Consider the following 20,579-nt stretch of genomic DNA (forward strand, 5'->3'; position numbering starts at 1 on the left):
TACCTCATTCACGCCGCATCATGTTTTGCTATGGGTTGCGTGAACATGTTCGGAGTCTCCTTTGGCTTGAGCCGCCCGCACCAGGAAGAAACCGACCAACGACAATGCGACAAGCCCCGGCCAGCCGCCTAACGGCGGATCGGCGAATAACTGGAACGGATCTCCTCCCAACGACGGCCAGACAGAACTCATGGCGATCGGAAGCGCCAGCAGGATACCAACCATCGCTTCACCGGTCACGAGCCCGGCGGCGCATAGAAGCCCTCGATCGGACGAAGATGTCTCAGGAGCCAGTCTCCCCCTCCGCACATACTCTGCCAGCAGCCCGCCAAACAAGATCGCAGCCGACAATTTGAGAGGCAGGTACATACCAAGCGCCACGGCTAGCACCGGAAAACGAAGCAGGGCCTGCCGTCGCGCCTGCCATTCGTCCGCTCCGATAATGACCACACCGATCACCATCCCGATCCCGACCAAGTTCCAGGGTAACGATCCGCCGAACACTCCCTTGGCAAGGTTGGCCATTAACGTCGCCTGCGGCGCGCTGAGGGGGTGGGCATGTTCGACAGTCGCCGCTCCAATGCCGTATTTCACCTGTAGCAGCGACAGCACCGGCACGATGACGGCCGCACCTGTCGCCACCCCGATGACCTGCATCACCTGCTGCTTCCAAGGCGTCGCCCCGACCAGGTGTCCGGTTTTTAGATCTTGCAGATTGTCGCCACCCATGGCGGCGGCGCAACAGACGACCGCCCCCACTAGCAAAGCTGCCGCCGGACCAGCCGGATGTTCACGCCCCAGAATGCTTAATAGCAGCAGCGCCGCGAGCATGATCGTCGCGATGGTCACGCCAGACACCGGGTTGCTCGAACTCCCGACCAGGCCCGCCATATACCCGGCCACGGCAGAAAAGAGAAAGGCCGTCACCACCATCAGTACCGTTAATCCAGCGCCAGCGACAACACGTTGATCCAGCAGGTGGGAGTACAGGAACAGCATGGGCGCCAGCGAGGCCACGGTCAGACCGAGTAACCAGAACACGCCGGCATCCCGATCAGTGCGCAGCGCCGAACCGGCACGATTGTCCCCACGAGCCGTATAGAGCGAGACCAACTGCCGGAGACTCTGCAGGATCGGGCCTCGAACCTGAATCAGGGTCCAGACTCCTCCCACCAGCATGGCGCCGATGCCGATGTAGCGAATCTGCCCGCTCCAGATGGTCTTCGCCGCCGCCACACCAGTCAGGCCGTCCGGCGCCCCCACGAGCGCCTGATACAAGGGCAGGAGCACCAACCAACCGAGCGCCCCGCCGAGAAACACAACCAGCGCCGTATTGAGACCGATGATGTAGCCGACCGCCACGAGCGCCGGCGAAAGGTTGAGTCCCCCATAGAAGGTCACGCGGCCAAACTCAAGCGCCCCTTCGAGCGCTTCGCTCCAGAGCTTCAACCCGCCTTCGGCAAACTTCAACCCGCCTCCCAAAGCCGTTGCGCGTAATAACAAGCGAACCCGGCCGCCGGCATGTCCACCTGAGACAGCGCCGATCTTCAGCACCTCGGCCGTGGCGACCCCCTCGGGAAAACGAAGGCGGGCATGAATGATCAAGGCGCGGCGCAATGGAATCGTGAACAACACCCCCAGCACCCCGCCAACCAGCGACACAGTGAAGGTTTGCCAATAATCGAAGCTCGTCCAATAGCCGATGAGGACCAGACCCGGAATGGTAAAAATCACACCCGCCGCCAACGCTTCACCCGATGAGGCGGCGGTTTGCACGATATTGTTTTCAAGAATATTGGACTGACGAAAGAGCCGCAGCACCGCCATGGACACGACGGCAGCGGGAATGGAGGCGGAGACGGTCATCCCCGCAAACAGACCCAAATAGGCATTGGCGCCCGCCAAGACGGCGGCCAGCAGGACCGAGAGGACGACCGCTTTGGGGGTGATTTCCGGCAGCGACACAGAGGCTGGCACGAGCGGCGCATCCACAGGCTCCCCAGGCCCCTCATGCTCGCGCATCATCGCCTCACAGCACCTGGACGATGAAACATTTCAGGTACCGCGTTTCCGGCATCCCCGCGAGCACCGGATGGTCCGGCCCCTGCCCGCGCTGTTCGAGCAAACGGATCTGACGATTGGCATCCCGCGCGGCCGACTGAAGCATCTTCCAGAAATCGTCATCGCTCACCGGCTGCGAGCAGGAACAACTCACCAGGACGCCCCCCGGTTGAAGAAGACGAAGACCTCGCAGATTGACGTCTTTATAGCCGGCCAGCGCATGGGGCACGGCCTTTTTGCTCCGGGCAAAAGCAGGCGGATCGAGAATGACCAGACCATACCGTTGCTGGTTCCGTTCAAGCACTCGCAATTCTTCGAAGGCATCGGCCTGCCGATAGTCGCAGATGGAGACAAGATGGTTCTGCTCGGCATGCGCCTTGGCCAAAGCGACCGCCGCCGCGCTGACATCCAACCCTTCGACCGATTGCGCCCCCGCCAAGGCCGCTTGCACACCGAAAGCGCCGGTATGGCAAAAGGCTTCCAACACGCGCTGCCCCTTGGCATAGGCGGCCGCCGCCAGCCGGTTTTCGCGTTGGTCACAAAACCATCCGGTTTTTTGTCCCTCCGCAATGTCGACCGTAAACTGGGCCTTGCCTTCGTAGATGTGTACCCTCGTCAGTCCTCCGCCGCGCAGGAATCCTTTCGACAGGGGCAGCCCCTCCAGCGTCCGGCTCTTGGCATCATTTCGCAGGTACACGGTCTTCACCCCCGCCTCCTGCACCAAGAGGTCGCCCAATAATTCCTTTCGCAGATCCATGCCGTATCCAAGAGCCTGCATCACCGCCACATCGGCAAACCGGTCCACCACCAGCCCCGGCAGCAGATCGCTCTCGCCATGAACCAGACGACAGGCATTGGCATGGGGCGTGACGGTGTGACGAAGCGCGGCCGCAGCGCGGAGACGCCTGGCAAAAAACGCCTCGTCGATCGGTTCCTCGTGAAAGGTCAGGAGACGAATGCGGATTTTGGAATGGGGGTTGTACCACCCGCGGCCGAAGAATCGCTTCTGATGGGTGTACACGTCGACGAGATCTCCCGCCGCCGGCGTGCCGAACACTTCGGCCACATTGTTGTCGAATACCCAGAGATGACCGTAATAACGCGATCCTCCTCGCTCGGCGGTCAGGCGGACTCTCGCAGTGGAACCGGTGACGGGCTGTGTCATGAGAGGGATATATCCAGAGTACAGGTGTTCAATGCCATGTTGCCGAAGTGGCAAACGGCTCACGAGGGTGCCTGAAATCACGCCACGAAGCAACCGTGCGCGATGATTGTGTCCACGCTTGACCTTACCAGGCGCCTATGGTTTGCTGCGAGAAGCACGCGCAGCAACTCTCCACCCCCTTTACGGAGCGGCTGACACCTATGACCACACACACGATCGGCACCGCCGTCCTGGATCGGCTTCATCGCCTTGGCGTCCGCCATATGTTCGGCATTCCCGGCGACTATGTGCTGGGCCTCTATAAATTGATGGAATCCTCGCCGATTCAACACGTGGCCACGACACGAGAGGATTGCGCCGGTTTCGCCGCCGACGCCTATGCTCGGATCAACGGCATCGGCGCCCTCTGTGTCACATACTGTGTCGGAGGACTCAATACGGTCAACGCCATTGCGTGTGCCTATGCGGAGCGCTCGCCGGTCGTGTTGTTGACGGGGTCGCCAGGACTATCCGAACGCGCCCGCAACCCCTACCTTCACCACATGGTGCGCGAGTTCTCGACCCAGCGTGAGGTGTTTGAAAAAATGACGGTGGCGGCCGTCAGCCTGGAAGACCCGGTCACAGCCGAGCGTGAGATGGATCGCGCGTTCGCGGCCCTGCTGCGGTATCGACGCCCCATCTATCTCGAAATCCCGCGCGACATGGTCCATGTGCCGCTGGCCTACACATCCCATACAACCAGCATCGTGGACGAGCCGACCGACAAAGCCGCCTTGAGCGAGGCTCTGGCCGAAGTGCGCGCGATGTTGGAGTCGGCCAAACGTCCGGTAATTTTAGCCGGCGCTGAAGTGGGACGGTTCGGGCTCCACGACGAGCTGACGACACTCGTGGAACGATTGAATGTGCCGATCGCCTCCACCCTGCTCGGGAAATCCATCATCCGTGAAGATCATCCGCTGTACGCGGGCGTCTATAGCGGGTTGGTGGCCCGCGATGAGGTGAAGGAATTCGTGAACCAAACCGATTGCCTGCTCATTCTCGGATCGATTCTGTCGGACGTTGAGGATTTGGACGCCCGCAGTGCCCTATTTTCCGACGGCCACACCATCCATGCCACCGCGGATCGTATCGCCATCAAACACCATCGATACGATTCCATCCGGTTCGAAGATTTCGTCAAAGGACTCGCCAACGCCTCGCTGCCCTCATTCCCCAAACCGCAGTTGCCGACGCCGCCTGTTCCCGAAGAGCCGATGCCCCCGGCGCAAGCCTCGGTCAGCCTGCATGGGGTATTCCGGCACCTGGATACGGTACTGGAAGAACAAACCCTGGTCATCGCCGATGTGGGCGAATCGCTGTTTGCTTCCGTGGATCTGCACGTCCACCGGCGTTTTGAGTTTTTGTCGCCAGCCTACTATACGTCGATGGGCTTCGCCGTCCCTGCGGCGATCGGCGCGTCGTTCGCCGACCCGTCCTTGCGACCGATTGTCCTGGTGGGAGACGGCGCCTTCCAGATGACCGGCTCCGAACTATCCACCGCCGTACGATACCGGCAGGCCCCCGTCGTGATTGTCCTGAATAACCATGGATATTCCACCGAACGCGAAATCCTGGAAGGCCCGTTTAACGACATTCAAGAATGGCGTTACGAACGGATCTGCGAACTCATCGGCGGGGGACAGGGCTCGCGCGTCGCCACCCACGGAGAATTCGTCGAAACCCTGGCCAAAGCGCTGGCCGACCCCAGCCAGCCGTATGTCATCAACGTCCTGCTCGATCCATCGGACCGTTCTCCAGCCATGATGCGCCTCGCCAGACGGCTGGCCAAACGACTCTCCACCGACCGCCCGTGACGACTCTTCCCACCCTCTTGGCTAGCCCCGAAGCGAGAGAAGTGGACAGACGCAGTCAGACATCTCCCCCACAGGATGCGCAAAACGATCGTCCAGCAAGGCCGCAGCGAGGTCCACGGCGCGAAGCATAATGACCGCCACGTTTGTGGACGCCGGCGAGATGGTGCGCCGGCGGTCTTCTAGAGGCGAATCGTACCGTCCTTGTGCGGTGAGCCTCTGCCTCCGAATGAAGCGAGAACGCCGCTGGCGGTCTTTTTCCGCATCCTGGCCAGCCCTGTTTCACGCTGATACAGTGCGGGGTTGAGCCCCATCCCCCCATTGACCCTTCATGGACAAATGTGGTCTCCTAAGACCGGACTTGTCGAATTGTCATTTGCTGAGGAATTCGCCACTATGTCGACTAAGATGCCGGACGGAAGGACGATTCGAGACGGTCAGACTGCTTCCGCACGACTCAACAATGTCGTGACCACAGAGCGGGAATTCGACGACCTGGTCACGAAGTCGCTGCCGGAATTGTTGGACCGCGCCACCAGTCAGACCAAGCGGTTCCTCCGTGAAACGAATCAATGGGGCGACGACATCACCCACGAAAAACTGGCGCTTCGCTGGGGCTATGAATTGGTGGAACGGTTTGTCGTCTTCGGCCGCACCGAAGTACCCTGCAGGCCATTTTTTCTTCTGGACAGCCTGATCGCCAAATCCTTCAGTCAGCCGGACCCCTTGTGCTACCACAAAGAGCTGCTGACACCGGTAGGAAGGTTCCTCGATGGCTTGGCCTCTCGCGCCGTCGTCAGCCGCGATGCCCTGATCGCGCTGTTCTACCACTTTTACGGGTTCAGTCAGGCCCATGTCGTAAAGCTGCTGGGCTTCGGACAGGCAGAAAGCCAGCGGGTTTATAAGAACTTTGAGCGGTGGCGCCAATCGGGCTGGCAACGCACCATGAACGAAACCGGGTTGAGCGGCCCGGACATCGACGTACTGGAACAGGAATTACGCACCAGGCCAGACCACCTCAATCACGAAGTGGATCGTCTGATGCCCGTTTTGCAGTCGCATTATCGAAAGAGCGAACCGGAACACTATCCCTGCTTGTCGGAACAGAAGTGGGGACAACTATTTCACGATGACTACGGCCACGACTACCGCGTTTGGCATCTGGCGTTTTGCCGCGATTGTTTTCTGGAAGTCGCGGATCGCCGGCAAGCCGAGGTCAGCAACGGGTTGAAGCCGCAAGTTAATCTCCATATACATCCGCTCAAAAAGGGAGGCGTCCTGGCTCTCTTTGGAGGCGATCGGGGGGGACGGCACCATGGAAGCACCAGAGCTCAACGACTATCGCACACATCTGCTTGACGCGCTGGATGACCAGCCGCGCCGCGCGGCGGAAGAACGCCCCGGGTTTCTCCAGGTCCTGGTCAATCACGAGCGCGTCGGCACGTTGAATTGCGCGCAGACCGATCCATCCTTCGCCTACACGGCACGCGAACGCAGCATTCAACATCTCGAACTCCGGAGCGAGTCCGGTGTGCTGATCGGAGGCTGCGTGGCTCCCGAAGCCGGTCAAAAGAGCGTGCGTGTTCCCGTCGGCAAAGGGAGCCTCACCCTCTCTGTTCAAAACCATTTCGATGGCGGTTCGCTGCGAGTACAGTACGAGGTCGCCCCCGGATGGTGGTCTCACCTGGCAACGGCGATCGGCCTGCAACCGGGCGCTGCCTCAGGTTCGAGACAGAGCAGCCCGGTGTGGACCGTGACGACGGCCTTCGCGCAAATCGTTCTGGCCGTGGGCGTTGTCGTACTGCTGGCTGAACGCATTCCGGCGTGGGTGGGCTCAGAGGATCGTGCGCATCAGCTGGAAGAAGAGCAGGCCGCGCGGCAATCCACGCAGGACCAGATCGATCAGGTCCACCACCAGTTGGCGCAGCTCGTCGAATCGCAAACGGCGGCGGTGGCCGTCTCGCGCGCCGAGCAGGATCGACTTGCGCAATTGAATACCCTTATCGATACCGTCGCTCATACCCAGCAGCGCCTCAACGCCCAAGTCGTCGCCGTACAGGAAGACCTCAAGACCGTGAAAACCGATGTCGCGCAGGAAGTGCAAACCGGCATGCGCGTGGCCGTGAGTGCGGTCGAAGCTGACCGCGAACTGGTGCGCCAGGATCTCCAGTCGGTGAAGTCGGTGAATGAAACGCTGGTGAAACAGGTCGCATTGCTGGAAAGCCGCAATCGAGAGTTACATGCCCGTCTGGCCGTGACCTCCCTTGAAGTCGCCAAAGCCAATGCGTCGTCCAAACCGGTGGTCGTGGCCAAAAACGACCCGCCGAAAGAGACACTTGCGCCGGCCGTGCTCCCGGTGTCGGATACTCTCCGCGAGGCTGACCGCCAGGCCTTCATGTTCTGGGTTGCCTTTCAAGATGGCACCACGGAAAAAAGCATTGAAGATTTGGTGCAGGAACTCAACGGGATCAAGAAAGGGCCGATGAAGTCGGGATGGTATTCCGTTGAAGTGAATCTGCCCAATCCTGAACCACCGGACCGCTTTCTGGAGTCTGTGAAACGAGCCAAGATCGTAAAGTCGGTTGTGACAAGCAAAGCCATGCCTCCGGCGCAGTAACCACGATCTCCTCTCAGCACCGTTACCTGCCCGGCACGGTCGGCGCCCGCCTTCCAGCGATGGAATCGCTCCCTGCCTCCCGGGGCTGTGCTATCACTCATCGTCTCCGGACCCTGTACAGGAGGAATCATGTCGGATTTTCATCAGAATGGTCTCGTGACCGTCTTGCACCGCCTCGGCGACCCCAATCTTGAACAACTGGAAAAAGAACTCGAGCGGCATGCGGCGTCAAACCCGATCGCCCTCGTCCTCCCCTCGCTCTATTCCGAACTTGAAAACCCCGCGCTGAAACATATCGTCCAGGTGCTGAAAGACATCCGTTACGTGAACGAAATCGTCATTTCGCTGGATCGCGCCTCGGCACTGGAGTTCCGGCTGGCCAAACAGTTTTTTTCCGTGCTGCCGCAGAGGGTGCGAATCGTTTGGAACGACGGGTCCGGGATTCAGGACATCCTCAAACTTCTGGCCCATGCGGAACTCGACACCGGACTGCAGGGAAAAGGCCGGGGCTGCTGGATGGCTTTCGGATATGTCCTGGCCCGTGGAGAAAGCAACGTGATCGCGCTGCACGACTGCGACATTCTCAGTTACAACCGCGAATATATCGCCAGACTCTGCTACCCGATCGTCAACACCAATCTCGGTTACGAATTCTGCAAGGGCTACTACAGCCGGGTCACGAATCGCCTTCACGGCCGCGTCACGCGGCTGTATTTCACCCCCCTGATTCGAAGCCTCCAACAGATCGCCGGCGCCCATCCGCTCCTGACCTTCCTCGACAGCTTCCGGTATCCGCTGGCGGGAGAATTCGCGATGGTGCGGGACCTCGCCTGGATCAACCGCGTGCCCGGCGACTGGGGACTGGAGGTGGGTGTCCTGTCCGAGATCTATCGTAACTGCGCGCTCAGGCGGATTTGCCAGGCCGATATCGCCGACGCTTACGAACACAAGCATCAAGGATTGTCGGCGGATAATGCCGAGCAGGGACTTCAGAAAATGTGCGTGGACATCACGAAATCGTTGTTCAGGAACCTCGCGAGTGAAGGCGTCGTGTTATCGGAAGCGGTGCTCAAGACGTTGCGGGCGACCTACCTGCAGGCCGCTCAAGAAGCCATCACCCGCTATCAGAATGATGCCGCCATCAACAGTCTGCAGTTTGACCGGCACGCGGAACGGATGGCGGTCGAAGTGTTTTTGAAGGGCATGAAAATCGCCACCGAGGCGTTTCTGGAAGATCCGTTGGGCGTTCCGATGATCTCCAACTGGAGCCGGGTGACCGGCGCGATCCCGGATATCTTCGAACGTCTCATCAGCGCCGTCGAGCGGGACCACGAATGGGACCCGATCGGAGACCGGGTGTAACCATATCGGGGCTTGCTCTTCCGGCCGTCGTTCACCACATGTCCGCCTGACCATCACTTTTCAAGAGATCCACGGCGTTTTTCGGCATGAGTCACGACTCGACTGACGCATGCGCGGCTCGGCGATGACCGGCAGGGATTTTTTCTCCCACCTACCGCTTCGTCCGCAGGCCGAGAGGCGGGAGCCGTCCGCATTACGCGTCACCATATCGATGCCATGCAACGGCTGATGGAGAAACGATTCGCCGTTTCAGCGCCGAACCGTCCTTCTGACGCTCACCATGTCCGCGAACCCGTTAAACTGAAAAGACCCCACCGCTACATTCGTTACAAGCGCAATTCCCCCACCCGCATGCACCGCAATTCGCCGAACCGCTTGCAGCTAGACGGGAATCACGTCTGCCGTCCGCTTGACTCCCAACACCAATAACACCAGTGAGCGATCCGTGAGGAGGTACTGCGTTCCCATCTTAAAGGTCTGGTCCTGAGGGCGTTCCGGCAGATTGGTATCAAGCAGGAGTGACCATTCGGACGCACCAACGCAGGTGGGCAATGTAAACTGAACAGGCTCATGGTGGCCGTTGACGAGAACCAGTACCGTCATCTCCTTCCCCGGCTGACGGCGCCCGGTTGTCGGCGCCCGCCCATCGAGCAGCATCCCAAAACAATGGATCGTCGGGTCGGTCCAGTGATGCTCTTCCATCGGCCCGCCATTGGCGTTAATCCAGGTCACATCCCGAACGTCGGAGTCCTCGACAGACCGCCCGGTCAAAAAAAGATTGCGCCGTAAAATCGGATAGCGGTGACGGAAGGCGATCAGTTGTTGCACGAATTGAAAGAGGGATGACCGGGTCTCGAGCAGCGTCCAATCCACCCAGCTGGTCTCGTTGTCCTGACAATAGGCGTTGTTGTTGCCCTGTTGCGTGCGCCCGAATTCATCGCCCGCCAGCACCATGGGCGTCCCCTGAGAGAGCAGCAAGGTCGCCATGAGGTTGCGCATTTGGCGGTCGCGCAACGCGTTGACCGCGGCATCCTCCGTCGGCCCTTCGACGCCGCAATTCCACGAGCGATTGTTGGAGGAGCCGTCCTGATTGTCCTCCCCATTCGCCTCGTTATGCTTTTCGTTAAACGACACCATATCCTGCAGCGTAAAGCCATCGTGGGCCGTGATAAAGTTGACGCACGACCAGGGCCGCCTGCCTTGATGATTAAAGACCGACGCCGAGGCGCAGAGTCGATCCGCGAGGGCGGTGGCAGCCAGTTCGCCGCGCCAGAAATCGCGCACATCATCCCGAAACTTGTCGTTCCACTCGCCCCATCCGGGAGGAAAACCTCCCACTTGATACCCACCCGGGCCACAGTCCCAGGGCTCGGCGATCAGTTTCACCGTGGCCAGCACGGGGTCCTGCCGACACACTTTCAAAAACCCGCTTTGATTGTCAAAGCCATTCGGCTCACGTGCGAGAATGGTCCCGAGATCGAATCGGAACCCGTCCACGTGCATCTGTTGCACGGCGTAGCGCAAGCTATCGGCCACCAGCTGAATGACGCGGGGGTGGCTCAGGTTCAAAGTGTTTCCGGTCCCCGTATCGTTAATATAATAGCGTGGTTGCTCGGGCTGAAGACGATAATAACTGGCATTGTCGATGCCCTTGAAGCAGAGCGTGGGGCCGAGTTCATTCCCTTCGGCGGTGTGGTTGTACACCACGTCCAAGATGACCTCCAAGCCGGCGTCGTGCAGCCGGGCAATCATTTCCTTGCATTCCCGAACGCTCTCCGGTCGATTCGCGGCATACCGCGGATCCGGCGCAAAAAAACCAATACTGTTATAGCCCCAATAATTCGTCAGCCCTTTTTCCAGCAGGTAACTGTCATTGACAAAGGTATGGATCGGGAGCAGCTCAATGGAGGTGACCCCCAACGATTGCAGATACGTCAGCACCTCCTTGGTCGCCAGCCCCTCATAGGTGCCCTGGAGAGCTGGCGGCACCGCCGGATGACGCTTCGTAAAACCTCGCACATGCATTTCATAAATGATGGTGTCGTCCCACGGAACGGCCTTCCGATCTCGAGGCCCTGACCAATCGAAGTTCTGATCGACCACGGTGCACTTGGGCATGAACGGCGCACTGTCACGCTCATCAAACGTCCGATCATCGCCGGACTCCATCTGATAGCCGAACAGCGCCGGATTCCACTGCAACTCGCCCATATGGGCATAGGCATACGGATCGAGCAGCAGCTTATTCGGATTAAAGCGATGCCCGGTTTCAGGGTCGTAGGGGCCGTGGACTCGATACCCATAGGGCGTCCCCGGATGGATGCCGGGCAGATACCCATGCCAGATCTGATCGGTATATTCAGGCAGAGTCACTCGTTCGATTTCTTTTTCCCCGGTCGCGTCGAAGATGCAGACCTCCACTTTCGTCGCGTGGGCGGAGAACAGGCTGAAATTGGTTCCCTGCCCGTCCCATGTGGCACCCCGTGGCGTAGAACGACCTTCAAGCGCTTCCGTCATGTTTGTATACTCCTTGTGCAAGGTACTCGAACGATCATGCAGCGGACTTGGCCAATACAGCGGGAGCCCCTGTCAGCATCTCCAACGACGCGGATCGTCACCGCGAAGATACCATATTACTTAGCCCCCAATGCCTGTCTGTACGCCAGTGACACCCTTTGCTCGATTCACCCGGATGTCCGCCATCGATCCCCAACGCCTACGGATATTTTAACGACACAGCGAGCCTCCCGCTCACCTCTGCCGGATACGTGCGAGTGACAGCGCAGAATCAGGCATCACACGCGCGCCCGCCAGTCACATGATGAGAATGACCAGCCTGATATCAGGCATGGCGCTCTCCTTCTCGAGAACTGTGTCCCAAGATACAAGAAAACCAAGGGGGACAAAGACTGGGGATTTCCCTTGTAGAGACGTTACTACGCCCAGCGGAACATCCGAGATTGTCGCGCGAGACGGTTTCATGCTGGTGAGTTACTCCTATGCGGCAGCAATCGGCTGACCGATGTGGCTTGAAGGAGAACCCAGGAATACTGAGGCGACAACGACCAGACTAATTGCCTTGTTGGGAATGACAGACGTTCACGGCGCGAAGCGGAAATAGTTGAGGAGAACCGGCAGTCAAAATTCGGCGCCACCCAGGCCAATGAAGCCGCCCAAGGTTCCAATAACTGCTCCCCGTCCAATCGCGGGGAGGACTAAGGCCTGCCCGCTTCATCCTTACCGAAAGTTTGCACGGGCATTCGGGGGGATCACCTTAACCACAGAGTGTTCGTCAAGCAGGTATCTGACGCGACGAGTCATTGTGCCAAGGCGGGTACGGTGTTCGGAAGCAGAGTTGGACTACTGGTTTGTGAAGGAGTGAGACTGCTCCACCGTCTGTATCCCGGTCGAACAATTCAATATGCGTTGCTGCGGCATGCGAGTACGAACGGCTAGGCCAGCGTATCTGCCAATCCTTGTAATTTGCCTGAATGAGTGGCGTAATCTTTGGGCACATGCACTATCGCATATTTCTCCGGAGCGATGGCGGCGCATGCTGCCGCAGTGTTATCCCAAGTACACAACGGTGCATCGCCTATCCCAGCGGGGTGCGAACGCGAGATGTTGCGGGAGATTCTCACACAGTCGGCGAATACGCCGCGTGAAGACGGCGCGATTGATGACCGGGAACGCTTTTCGACACGGCGTCGAGGTTTTGCGTCCGTGCCGGAACAACAAGAACCCAGCGACGAGGCGCAGCAGCGTATAGACCAGTGGCTGAAACAATCGCATGAATGTCGGCATCTCTGTCCCTTCCAGCAGGTTGGTGGCGTGTGCGCCATCCTGATGCCTGTCGCGATCATTCATTATTCCCGACTGTCGGGTTTGCGTCAACTCACAGATCCTTGGCGCCGCTATCCTGAGTTCAAGCGTGTCATCTGTTTGCCACCGGCCGCCCGACACATCATCGTCGGCCAGCCGGACGGTGGATTTCCCGCAGTTCCTACTTCTTGAGGCAGGATTTTTCTGTGGCGCATTCGTCATTCAGGACCGCCATGCCTTGGATTTCGATCTTCATACCCGGAATGGCGAAGTTCGAGATGGTCAACGCTTGACTGGCCGGGTAGTTGCCGTCGGGAAATACTTCCTTGCGCACCTTAAAAAACTTGTCGCCGTACCGCGGATCATTCATGGTGACCGTCATCAGCACAAGGTTTTTCTGGAGCGTGCCGCCGAGCTTACGGAGGGTCTCGTCCATCAATTTGAAAACTTGTCTCGCTTGCGCTTCAACATCCTCTGCAATCGAGTTGCCCTGGTCGTCCTTCAAGGCGAATTGCCCGCCCATCCAAACGATGGTACCGCCTTTAGTCAGCACGGCCGGCGAGTAGCCGAAGTGCTGGCCCGCCTCGTCTTTGAGATATTCCAACGCCTGAGCTGGACGCGCAATGCCGATGGCGCACAGGACGCCGATGATGACGCTCACGATCGTAGGTTTCAGCATGGTGGCCCTCCTTTGCGATTGAACATTCCTTTGCGTTGTGGATGCACATGGTTTCTGGAAAGTCCGCGGCCCGATTCCAGCCGTCCTGCACGGTGAACGCTGGCCTTCGCCCGGCATGTGGTCTGAATTCCGGCTCGGCTCACGGCGCACCTGCGTGCGCGCAGTGAGGTCCCGCATGAGCGGGGAAGCTCAGCACCCTCATCATTAAGAGCGGTGGATGCTATATGATCACTATCCAAAGTACAAGTTAGGAGGTTATTGAGACGGTTCGTCGTGGTGAAATGAGTACATTCTAGAGGGGAATCGTGAACACATTGCGGAATCTCTAGAAATATTCTGGTGGATATCATGGGCCTCGCGCATGGGCGACCTTGCTGAATTCCGCAATTCGATTGCGAGATAGCTGCCAGTCAGCTGGTCAATCTGTGGGCCTATCAACATCAGGTGGAGATCGATGTCTCACGACCCGGGAAGCCAACGGACAATGCCCACGTGAAATCCTTCAATGCCACGTTGCGATGGGAGCGCCTCAATACGCACTGGTTCGAGTCCCTGTCCGATGCCAAACACGCCTCGAGGCCGGGCGGTGAGCGCAGAACGAGAGCCGCCCTCACCGGGCGCTCTAGGATCGAACACCAGCACAAGCGGTCGATAAGCTGGATACATAAAAGTCAGTTCGGGCACCGTGACCAACGCTCATGAAAATTCCTAAGCCTTGGATTTTTGAGCGAAGACCGTGGCATCGCAGGCGATGTACTTAATCTGCTTCATCGGCACAATGATGACCTCCTTGGCCGAATCCACTTCGAGCACTTCCATATCTTCGCTGATCGTATGACGAATCGCATCTTTCACCAGCAGTTCCTGATTGTCGGCAAACACGACTTTCACCCAATATTGCACGAGACTCGCTCCTTGTTAGAGATGATGGCTCTCCGCCTTGCCCAATTCCTGTGATCGTCGCGTGGCCGCTTCCACGGCCGAGATCAGGGTCGCCCGCAACCGCCCCTGCTCCAGTTGAGACAACCCGGTAATTGTGGTCCCACCCGGCGAGGCGACTCGATCTTTCAACAGAGCCGGATGCTCGCCCTGCTCCAGCACCATGCGCGCTGCGCCGGCCACCGTTTTCGCCGCCAGCTGTTGCGCGGCCGATCGAGGTAGACCGGCCAAGACTCCGCCGTCTGCAAGTGCTTCAATCATGGCGAACACATAGGCTGGGCCGCTTCCACTCAAGCCGGTCACGGCATCCAGCAGTCGTTCCTCTACTATGACCACCTTGCCCACGGATTCGAACAGACATCTTGCCCAGTCCTGATCCCCGGACGACAATCCCGGCGCGAGACTCATCGCCGTCACGCCCTGGCCGATTGTGGACGGCGTATTCGGCATGGCCCGGACTAATCTGGTCGCAGTAGTGAGACGATCACGCATGCGAGACAAGGGATAGCCGGCAGCGACTGAGATCAACAGGGGGTGCGCTTCAAGCGAAGACGCGAGTTCGGCAAGCACGTCATCGAGCACTTGCGGTTCGACACAGAGCACCACGATGTCAGCCCCCCGGACTGCTGTCTGATTGTCGGCCGTCACCACGACGCCAAAGTTACGACCCAACAGTTCGCGCCTGGAAGCAAGCGGATCGCTGACAACAAGGCAGCCCGGCGTGGTCAGGCCCTCTCGCAACAATCCCGCCAACAATGCCTCGGCCATATTGCCGCCGCCGACAAACGCGATCCGCCGTCCAGTCAACATGGCGCGATTATACGGACGCCGTTCAAGCCGGCGCAACTTGCAACCGCCGGGAGGGGTTGTTATAGAGTGATCTATAGTATTGCGATCATCGTCCTTTTCAGCAGAACGGAGCCGACATGAGATGCATCCTCTCGCTTGTCATCCTGGGGGTCCTGCTGCTTTTCGGCGATCCAAGCTGGGCCCGCCGCGAAGCCCTGACCGCCGACCAAAAGAGTCAGATGGAACGAATCGACCGTGTGTTGATCACAGTCATTGCGCTTTCGGACAAGGGCGCGATCGATGCCGGCCCGCTCATCGAGGTCGCAGCCACTCGCATGAAGGAATTCGGCTATACCCCGGTGACAGACCCGACGCAGCCGCACGATGTCGAGCTGAAGATCAAATGCGAGCAAAAAAAGACCTGGGAAGGGACGACCACGATGGGGAGCGATGCCGATCTTCCTGATGCCCCGTCGCGCATTTGGAAAGGGCCGGCCTGCCAATTCGGGTATCTGCTCAACGGAAAAAAAATGGCCTGGCGCAAGGAGGTTCGCACAGACTTCGATGATGCCCAGGCTGCGGCGACACTCGCGAAGGCCGGCGATCCCACCGCCTTTGCCATGACCAAGTTACAAGCCCGCCTTGAAGAGTACGATTTCCCAGCCCTCATTACGGCTGAATGGGGACAGGAAGCACGCCTGCTCCGTCTCTACGACGATCCGAACACGCCGGTGGCCCGCAAGGTCAAATTGGTGGCTTTGTTCGGCGACCTCTTCTCCGTGAATGCCATCCCGCGCCTGCTCGACGGACTCAACGGGCCTGATCGCAGCATCGCCAAAGCCTCGGCACTGGCCCTGGGCAATATCGGCCAGAAAGACACGATTCCCGTTCTCATCAAGACGATGAAACACGGCGCGCCGGATCTACGAGCGCCGGCGGCAAAAGCCCTGGGAATCGTCGGAGCCCTCCATGGAGACTTCACCATCGTGGATCCCTTGCTTGAAACCCTGAATACCGACGATGTCGCCGTCAAAACCGAAGTCGCCTGGGCATTAGGGAAGTTGCCGGACATGCGGGCTTACGAACCGCTCTTCGCCCTCCAGAAATCGCTGTACCACGTCCATGAAAACGATACCGATCCAAACCTTGTCAAATTGAAGGAAGCCGTCAATTGGAGCATCAAGCAAATCGATACCTGGGAACACGTACAGTGAGGAATGGCATACACATCGGCCGGTACGAGCATTGCCTCGCCGCATCAATCCTCAGCTTCTCCATGCTGGTGGCCGCGGCCGGAATCGGACAGGCTCAAGTGGTCGGTGAAGAGGCGGAGCTCGACCGGCTGCGAGCCAAAGCTGAAGAGGCGATGGGGAATGACGATGCCGAAGGCGCAGCCATGAACATGGGGCGCGCGGCATTGATGGCGGCCCAACTCGGGAAACGTCAGACTGAACCGGCGTTGCGGCGGGCGTTCAAGGCTACGGAACACCTCTATCGATCGCAGGAGCATGGCTATCGGGGGCTCGCCCTGTTTAGGCGGGCCGGTGGAGAGCTTCCCGCGTCAGCCGGCGTGTGCGGAAGCCTTCAGCTGGCACAGCTCGAACTCCAGCATGCCCAGGAAACCCTTGTTGAGTCGACGTCTACAAACCGATCTGACACTGCCTCCCCTCGGCTGCCAGCCATCCGGCAAACGACAGACGATTGGACGATCGTGTTGTCATCGATGATGGGCGAGTTTCGCTGCCCCAACTAGCTGGTTGTTGAAAAAGACCGCCAGCTTCGTTCTCGCATCGCTCCGACGCTCATCCGCATGAGCACCCTGCGAGAGCAATCATTTCGCCCGCAGGATGCGCAAACAGCCTGTCCGGCAAGGCCGCAGCAATGCGAGGAAGCGAGGCGTACCCTTGCGGTACGTTGAGCTCTCTGAGCGATGCGAGAACGCCACCGGCGGGCTGTTTCCGCGTTCTGCATCCACTAGTCGTCTTCCGGATTGATGATGTGTAGCCCGGCGGGACGGCAGGCGGCCAAAAGCTGCTTGTCTGCGCTGACGACCGTCAGCCGAAGCGGTTTCAGTTCCAGGGCTAAGGCCAGATGCAGGAGCTGCGGCGACCGCAGCGCCGGGTAGTCCAAAATCAATTCCTTCGCCGCCAGATGGGTCTCCATGGTGGGCGCAATAAATTGGAAGAGCCCTTGCGAGGCTTCCATCTCGAACTTGTACAAGACTGAATAACAATCGTCCCGCGTAATTTCTCCCTGCTGCGCGCGAACGGATAACGCCGAATAAAAATCCGTGACGCTCCACATGGGGAGAATGGCGACTTTTCCACGCTTCACCATCAGCTTGTTGACGATGCGCGTCCCTCGCTCCATGCTGTAGCGCTTGACCAGCGCCGTGGAATCGAAATAGTAATACGGCATGCTACCCCCTCCCCTTCAACAGACTGTCGGCCAGCGGCGACTGGAGCTTGGAGAGGCGATCCTGCAACTCATCCAGCGGTAATTCCTCATAGTAGCCCTGTTTGCGAAAGATGCTCACGATGTCGCTCTTCAGCACCTGCTGGGTATCGGCGGTCAGCCGTTCACGCAAATGTTTTTTCATCGCCTGACTGGACATCCGGCGTCCGCCGCCGGCTTCTTCTCCCGCCTTCCGGGTCCCTGTCTTTCCCATTCCCTCTCCTCTCTCCTATGGTGAATTCGCAGCCGTTAACGACTGAGCGGCGGCTGAGTCGCCTCTTTCGGACAACCCGACGGCGCAGCAGATGACACTGATAACTCCCTCTCTCCGTAAATATGCGCGGCCACCGCATGGGCCAGATCTAACGAAAACTCCTGCTGCATGACACGAACGGCTTTGGCCGCAGCCTCGCGTTCCGTCACATGTCCTTCTTTGCCGCCTTTGGACACTGCGCCGATGACCCGGCGGGTCGAGACTTCTTCGATCACGGCATCCGTACACCACCGCACATAGCGGAACTGCGGGTCAGGGACTTCGATCGGCCACATCCGCACGGTTCCTTTGATCAGCAATTCTGCCGTACCCGCTCCTGTTCCATGACCGACGACGGAGAAGCCTTCCTGCGTGAGGCCCTCTACGAGCGCCCGTTCGAGCGGTTCCGCCTGCTCGCCCGAAACGTCCACAGCCATCTCCAAATTCGCGGCGAGAAACTGTTCCAATTCAGCGGTCAATTCGGCCACACGATAGGCGGCCTGATGCCCCTGTCCATTCGAGCGGATCGTGCGCAGGTCGGTGTTGTAGGCTTCGCGGAGGACCAGATTCCTGGTAGCCCGCTTCAGATTGCGCACGTGTGAGAGCTTATCCTGAGACTGATGCGCTTCCGTGACTTCCGTGTGAATCGACCGATCGAGGTCTGCCAGACGTTCCAGCATCGCCGATTCGGCCTGCGCCCGGTTCATGCCTGCCAGAGCATAGTACTGTCGCGCCTTTTGGTCAAACCAGGTATCGAGGACCTGGACATTCTCCAGCACCTTGGCCGTCGTGACCCGCGTGACATGGTCCAGAATCAGCTTGCGTTCTGTGTTCGTCTGCCCGCGGGATTCCACCACCAGGTACGATTCCCAATCCTTCGCCTGCGCGGTAATTTCCGCTTTGAAAATCCGCGACACGGCCGCATAGGCCTGTTCAGTCGCTTGTGGACGCGAATCGGCCTGGCCGACGCCAACCAGATACTGCGTGGAAGGAAACTGACTGCTGCTGCCGTCGATCCAGGAAGGACGGGAAGCTCCGCCGACCCACCCGCATCCGGAGCACAGGAGCACCGCCAGCATTGCCAGGGCGATCCGTCTGCCTCGATCCCATCCCATGCCTCTCACTGCCCTCATAACATCACTCGTTCAATCACGAAGAGTGTTTGTCCCGCCCGCAGGACGAGAGGACGCGGCCCTTCGACCTGCGGCGTTCCGCCACCTCGAGTCACGGCTTGAATCCGGCTGTCGTATTCGCCGGGCGGCACCCAGAGGCGGGAAATCTGAATCTCGTCCGGCAAGGTGCGCCAACTTCTGGTATCCGCGACTTCCGAGGCCACTGCCAGCCCATGCGCGAGAACCCCCACCAGTAATCCGACCCACGGCGCGTCGCCCTTACTGACCGCATGCTGTGATCCGCGTGTGGCGGCTTCGGCTGCGGCAAATTTCACGGCCGCCCGGGCAAGCGCCTTCGTCGTGATTCCAGGGAGGCGATCAGAAAGGGACCGCTCAGCCAGCGCCGTGCCATTGTAGACCAATTCGGATGACGCGGAAATCGGCGTTCCCTCTCGAGGCGTCAAGGTCACCGTCTCATGCACCACCTGCGTTTTCTGCGGTATGAGTTTGGGCAAGGCCACCCGTACGACGCGGCCATTCAATCCGTACAACACACTGTCCGCGACCCGACGCTCCTGACGATTCGACGCATGGATGACACCCCGATTCAACAGCACCAACTGGAGCGCGCTCAGGCTGATAGGAATGTCCAGAAACGCGTCTTCCTTGCGCGGCGCGCGGCCATTATAGCCGATCACGACGACCTGGGCGAGGTTCTGGCGCTCGGGTCGTGGCATCCAATGCGTCTCAGGAAACAGGCGCTTGTATTCCTCGAACTCGGTCGTCATATGCAGAGCATCGGTGGTCCGGAGCAGATCCTCGCGCAGCATCGGCGGTACAGGCGTTCGCGCCCAACTCTTCGTCGCTTCATAAATGTCATAGGCTTTCCGGTAGGCGATGAAGGCATTATTGAGATCGCCGGTCGATTCATACAACACGCCCGTCAGATAGCGGGCAAAGGCATCCTCACGGTATCCGTCCTTTTCCTTGGCAGTATCGGACAAGACATTCAGCCGATGGTCGATCTGCCGAGCCTCAACGACAGCTTCCGTCAGCTGCCCCATCGCCGCGTAATTCAGCGCCTTGATACTGTTGATCATCACATGTTCGTAGGGATCGCCTTCATACGGTAGCACGTTGTCGTTGGTCAGGAAGGCGGAGGTCTCCGTCCTGATCGTCCTTGTATACAAGCGTTCGACTTCCTGCGCCGCCGATTCAAGCTGCGCATTGCTCTGCACGTATTCGCCGGCGAGGTGCAGCGTCATTCCCCGGTCCATGCTGTAGAGGAGACGATTGCGCGGTCCATAGTCGGACTCAGTCTGCACCATGATGGCATCCGCCCCTCGAGTGTCATGCGCCGCCAGGCGTTGATCGATGAGAAGATAATGGTTGGATGACAGGCCGCAGCCGGATAACACACACACCAGGCCCCAACACATCGCGGATAACAAGGGCCAAGAAATGAAACGGCCTCCC

General features: G+C 59.1%; 18 protein-coding genes and 1 pseudogene. 8 read left to right on the plus strand and 11 right to left on the minus strand.

What is annotated here, in order from left to right; all coding sequences use genetic code 11:
• Positions 1–18: 18 nt before the first annotated feature.
• Together GDA65_08280 and GDA65_08285 are read right to left on the minus strand one after the other, a co-directional pair.
• Positions 19–2,022: an oligopeptide transporter, OPT family gene (locus GDA65_08280; protein ID MBA5862691.1), complete on the minus strand. Its 2,004-nt coding sequence runs from the start codon at positions 2,020–2,022 to the stop codon at positions 19–21.
• Positions 2,023–2,029: 7 nt separating this feature from the next.
• Positions 2,030–3,226, minus strand: a complete 1,197-nt coding sequence (locus GDA65_08285) for a methyltransferase domain-containing protein (GenBank protein ID MBA5862692.1) — start codon at positions 3,224–3,226, stop codon at positions 2,030–2,032.
• A gap of 200 nt (positions 3,227–3,426) precedes the next feature.
• Here GDA65_08285 and GDA65_08290 point away from each other — a divergent pair, with 200 nt between their 5' ends.
• The 4 genes from GDA65_08290 (at position 3,427) to GDA65_08305 (ending at position 9,055) form a co-directional block, all read left to right on the plus strand.
• Entirely contained in the window at positions 3,427–5,079 is a 1,653-nt protein-coding gene (locus GDA65_08290) for an alpha-keto acid decarboxylase family protein (protein MBA5862693.1), read from the plus strand.
• Between the two features lie 393 nt (positions 5,080–5,472).
• Positions 5,473–6,435, plus strand: a complete 963-nt coding sequence (locus GDA65_08295; GenBank protein MBA5862694.1) for a hypothetical protein — start codon at positions 5,473–5,475, stop codon at positions 6,433–6,435.
• The gene (locus GDA65_08300) at positions 6,392–7,693 is read left to right on the plus strand and encodes a hypothetical protein (GenBank protein ID MBA5862695.1); all 1,302 of its coding nucleotides are present in this window, start codon (positions 6,392–6,394) and stop codon (positions 7,691–7,693) included. The genes GDA65_08295 and GDA65_08300 overlap by 44 nt, the downstream gene beginning before the upstream one ends.
• A gap of 129 nt (positions 7,694–7,822) precedes the next feature.
• A complete protein-coding gene (locus GDA65_08305) occupies positions 7,823–9,055 on the plus strand; it encodes a glycosyl transferase (protein MBA5862696.1) in 1,233 nt (410 codons plus the stop codon).
• 381 nt (positions 9,056–9,436) lie between these two features.
• Here the strand turns inward: GDA65_08305 and glgX are convergent, their stop codons facing one another.
• The gene (gene glgX, locus GDA65_08310) at positions 9,437–11,572 is read right to left on the minus strand and encodes a glycogen debranching protein GlgX (protein ID MBA5862697.1); all 2,136 of its coding nucleotides are present in this window, start codon (positions 11,570–11,572) and stop codon (positions 9,437–9,439) included.
• Positions 11,573–12,157: 585 nt separating this feature from the next.
• Positions 12,158–12,259: pseudogene (locus GDA65_08315) on the minus strand (sulfite exporter TauE/SafE family protein).
• A gap of 417 nt (positions 12,260–12,676) precedes the next feature.
• Here GDA65_08315 and GDA65_08320 point away from each other — a divergent pair.
• Positions 12,677–13,069 (plus strand): hypothetical protein, encoded by a 393-nt coding sequence (locus tag GDA65_08320; GenBank protein MBA5862698.1) that lies wholly within the window; start codon positions 12,677–12,679, stop codon positions 13,067–13,069.
• Here the strand turns inward: GDA65_08320 and GDA65_08325 are convergent.
• On the minus strand, positions 13,059–13,556 hold the full coding sequence (locus GDA65_08325; GenBank protein MBA5862699.1) for a RidA family protein: 498 nt from the start codon (positions 13,554–13,556) through the stop codon (positions 13,059–13,061). The two genes, GDA65_08320 and GDA65_08325, sit on opposite strands and share 11 nt — an antisense overlap.
• A 378-nt stretch (positions 13,557–13,934) precedes the next feature.
• Here GDA65_08325 and GDA65_08330 point away from each other — a divergent pair, with 378 nt between their 5' ends.
• On the plus strand, positions 13,935–14,258 hold the full coding sequence (locus GDA65_08330; protein ID MBA5862700.1) for a transposase: 324 nt from the start codon (positions 13,935–13,937) through the stop codon (positions 14,256–14,258).
• Between the two features lie 6 nt (positions 14,259–14,264).
• On the opposite strand, the gene GDA65_08335 is transcribed toward GDA65_08330, so the two are convergent.
• The gene (locus GDA65_08335; GenBank protein ID MBA5862701.1) at positions 14,265–14,459 is read right to left on the minus strand and encodes a hypothetical protein; all 195 of its coding nucleotides are present in this window, start codon (positions 14,457–14,459) and stop codon (positions 14,265–14,267) included.
• Between the two features lie 15 nt (positions 14,460–14,474).
• On the minus strand, positions 14,475–15,305 hold the full coding sequence (gene proC / locus GDA65_08340; GenBank protein ID MBA5862702.1) for a pyrroline-5-carboxylate reductase: 831 nt from the start codon (positions 15,303–15,305) through the stop codon (positions 14,475–14,477).
• 116 nt (positions 15,306–15,421) lie between these two features.
• On the opposite strand from proC, the gene GDA65_08345 reads away from it, so the two are divergent.
• Both GDA65_08345 and GDA65_08350 read left to right on the plus strand, forming a co-directional pair.
• Complete coding sequence (locus GDA65_08345; GenBank protein MBA5862703.1) at positions 15,422–16,498, plus strand: HEAT repeat domain-containing protein; 1,077 nt, start codon at positions 15,422–15,424, stop codon at positions 16,496–16,498.
• A complete protein-coding gene (locus tag GDA65_08350) occupies positions 16,495–17,037 on the plus strand; it encodes a hypothetical protein (protein ID MBA5862704.1) in 543 nt (180 codons plus the stop codon). Before GDA65_08345 ends, GDA65_08350 begins: the two co-directional genes overlap by 4 nt.
• Positions 17,038–17,258: 221 nt before the next feature.
• Here the strand turns inward: GDA65_08350 and GDA65_08355 are convergent, their stop codons facing one another.
• Genes GDA65_08355 through GDA65_08370 form a run of 4 tightly spaced genes read right to left on the minus strand, consistent with a single transcriptional unit; the run spans position 17,259 to position 20,527 of the window.
• A complete protein-coding gene (locus GDA65_08355) occupies positions 17,259–17,702 on the minus strand; it encodes a hypothetical protein (protein ID MBA5862705.1) in 444 nt (147 codons plus the stop codon).
• A gap of 1 nt (position 17,703) precedes the next feature.
• A complete protein-coding gene (locus GDA65_08360) occupies positions 17,704–17,952 on the minus strand; it encodes a hypothetical protein (GenBank protein MBA5862706.1) in 249 nt (82 codons plus the stop codon).
• Positions 17,953–17,987: 35 nt separating this feature from the next.
• A complete protein-coding gene (locus GDA65_08365) occupies positions 17,988–19,124 on the minus strand; it encodes a hypothetical protein (GenBank protein MBA5862707.1) in 1,137 nt (378 codons plus the stop codon).
• Positions 19,121–20,527 carry a hypothetical protein gene (locus GDA65_08370; GenBank protein MBA5862708.1) on the minus strand — a complete coding sequence of 469 codons (1,407 nt, stop codon included), beginning with the start codon at positions 20,525–20,527 and terminating at the stop codon, positions 19,121–19,123. The genes GDA65_08365 and GDA65_08370 overlap by 4 nt, the downstream gene beginning before the upstream one ends.
• Positions 20,528–20,579 lie beyond the last annotated feature (52 nt).

This window comes from Nitrospira sp. CR1.1 (assembly GCA_014055465.1).
In the GTDB taxonomy this organism is placed as follows: Bacteria; Nitrospirota; Nitrospiria; order Nitrospirales; family Nitrospiraceae; genus Nitrospira_A.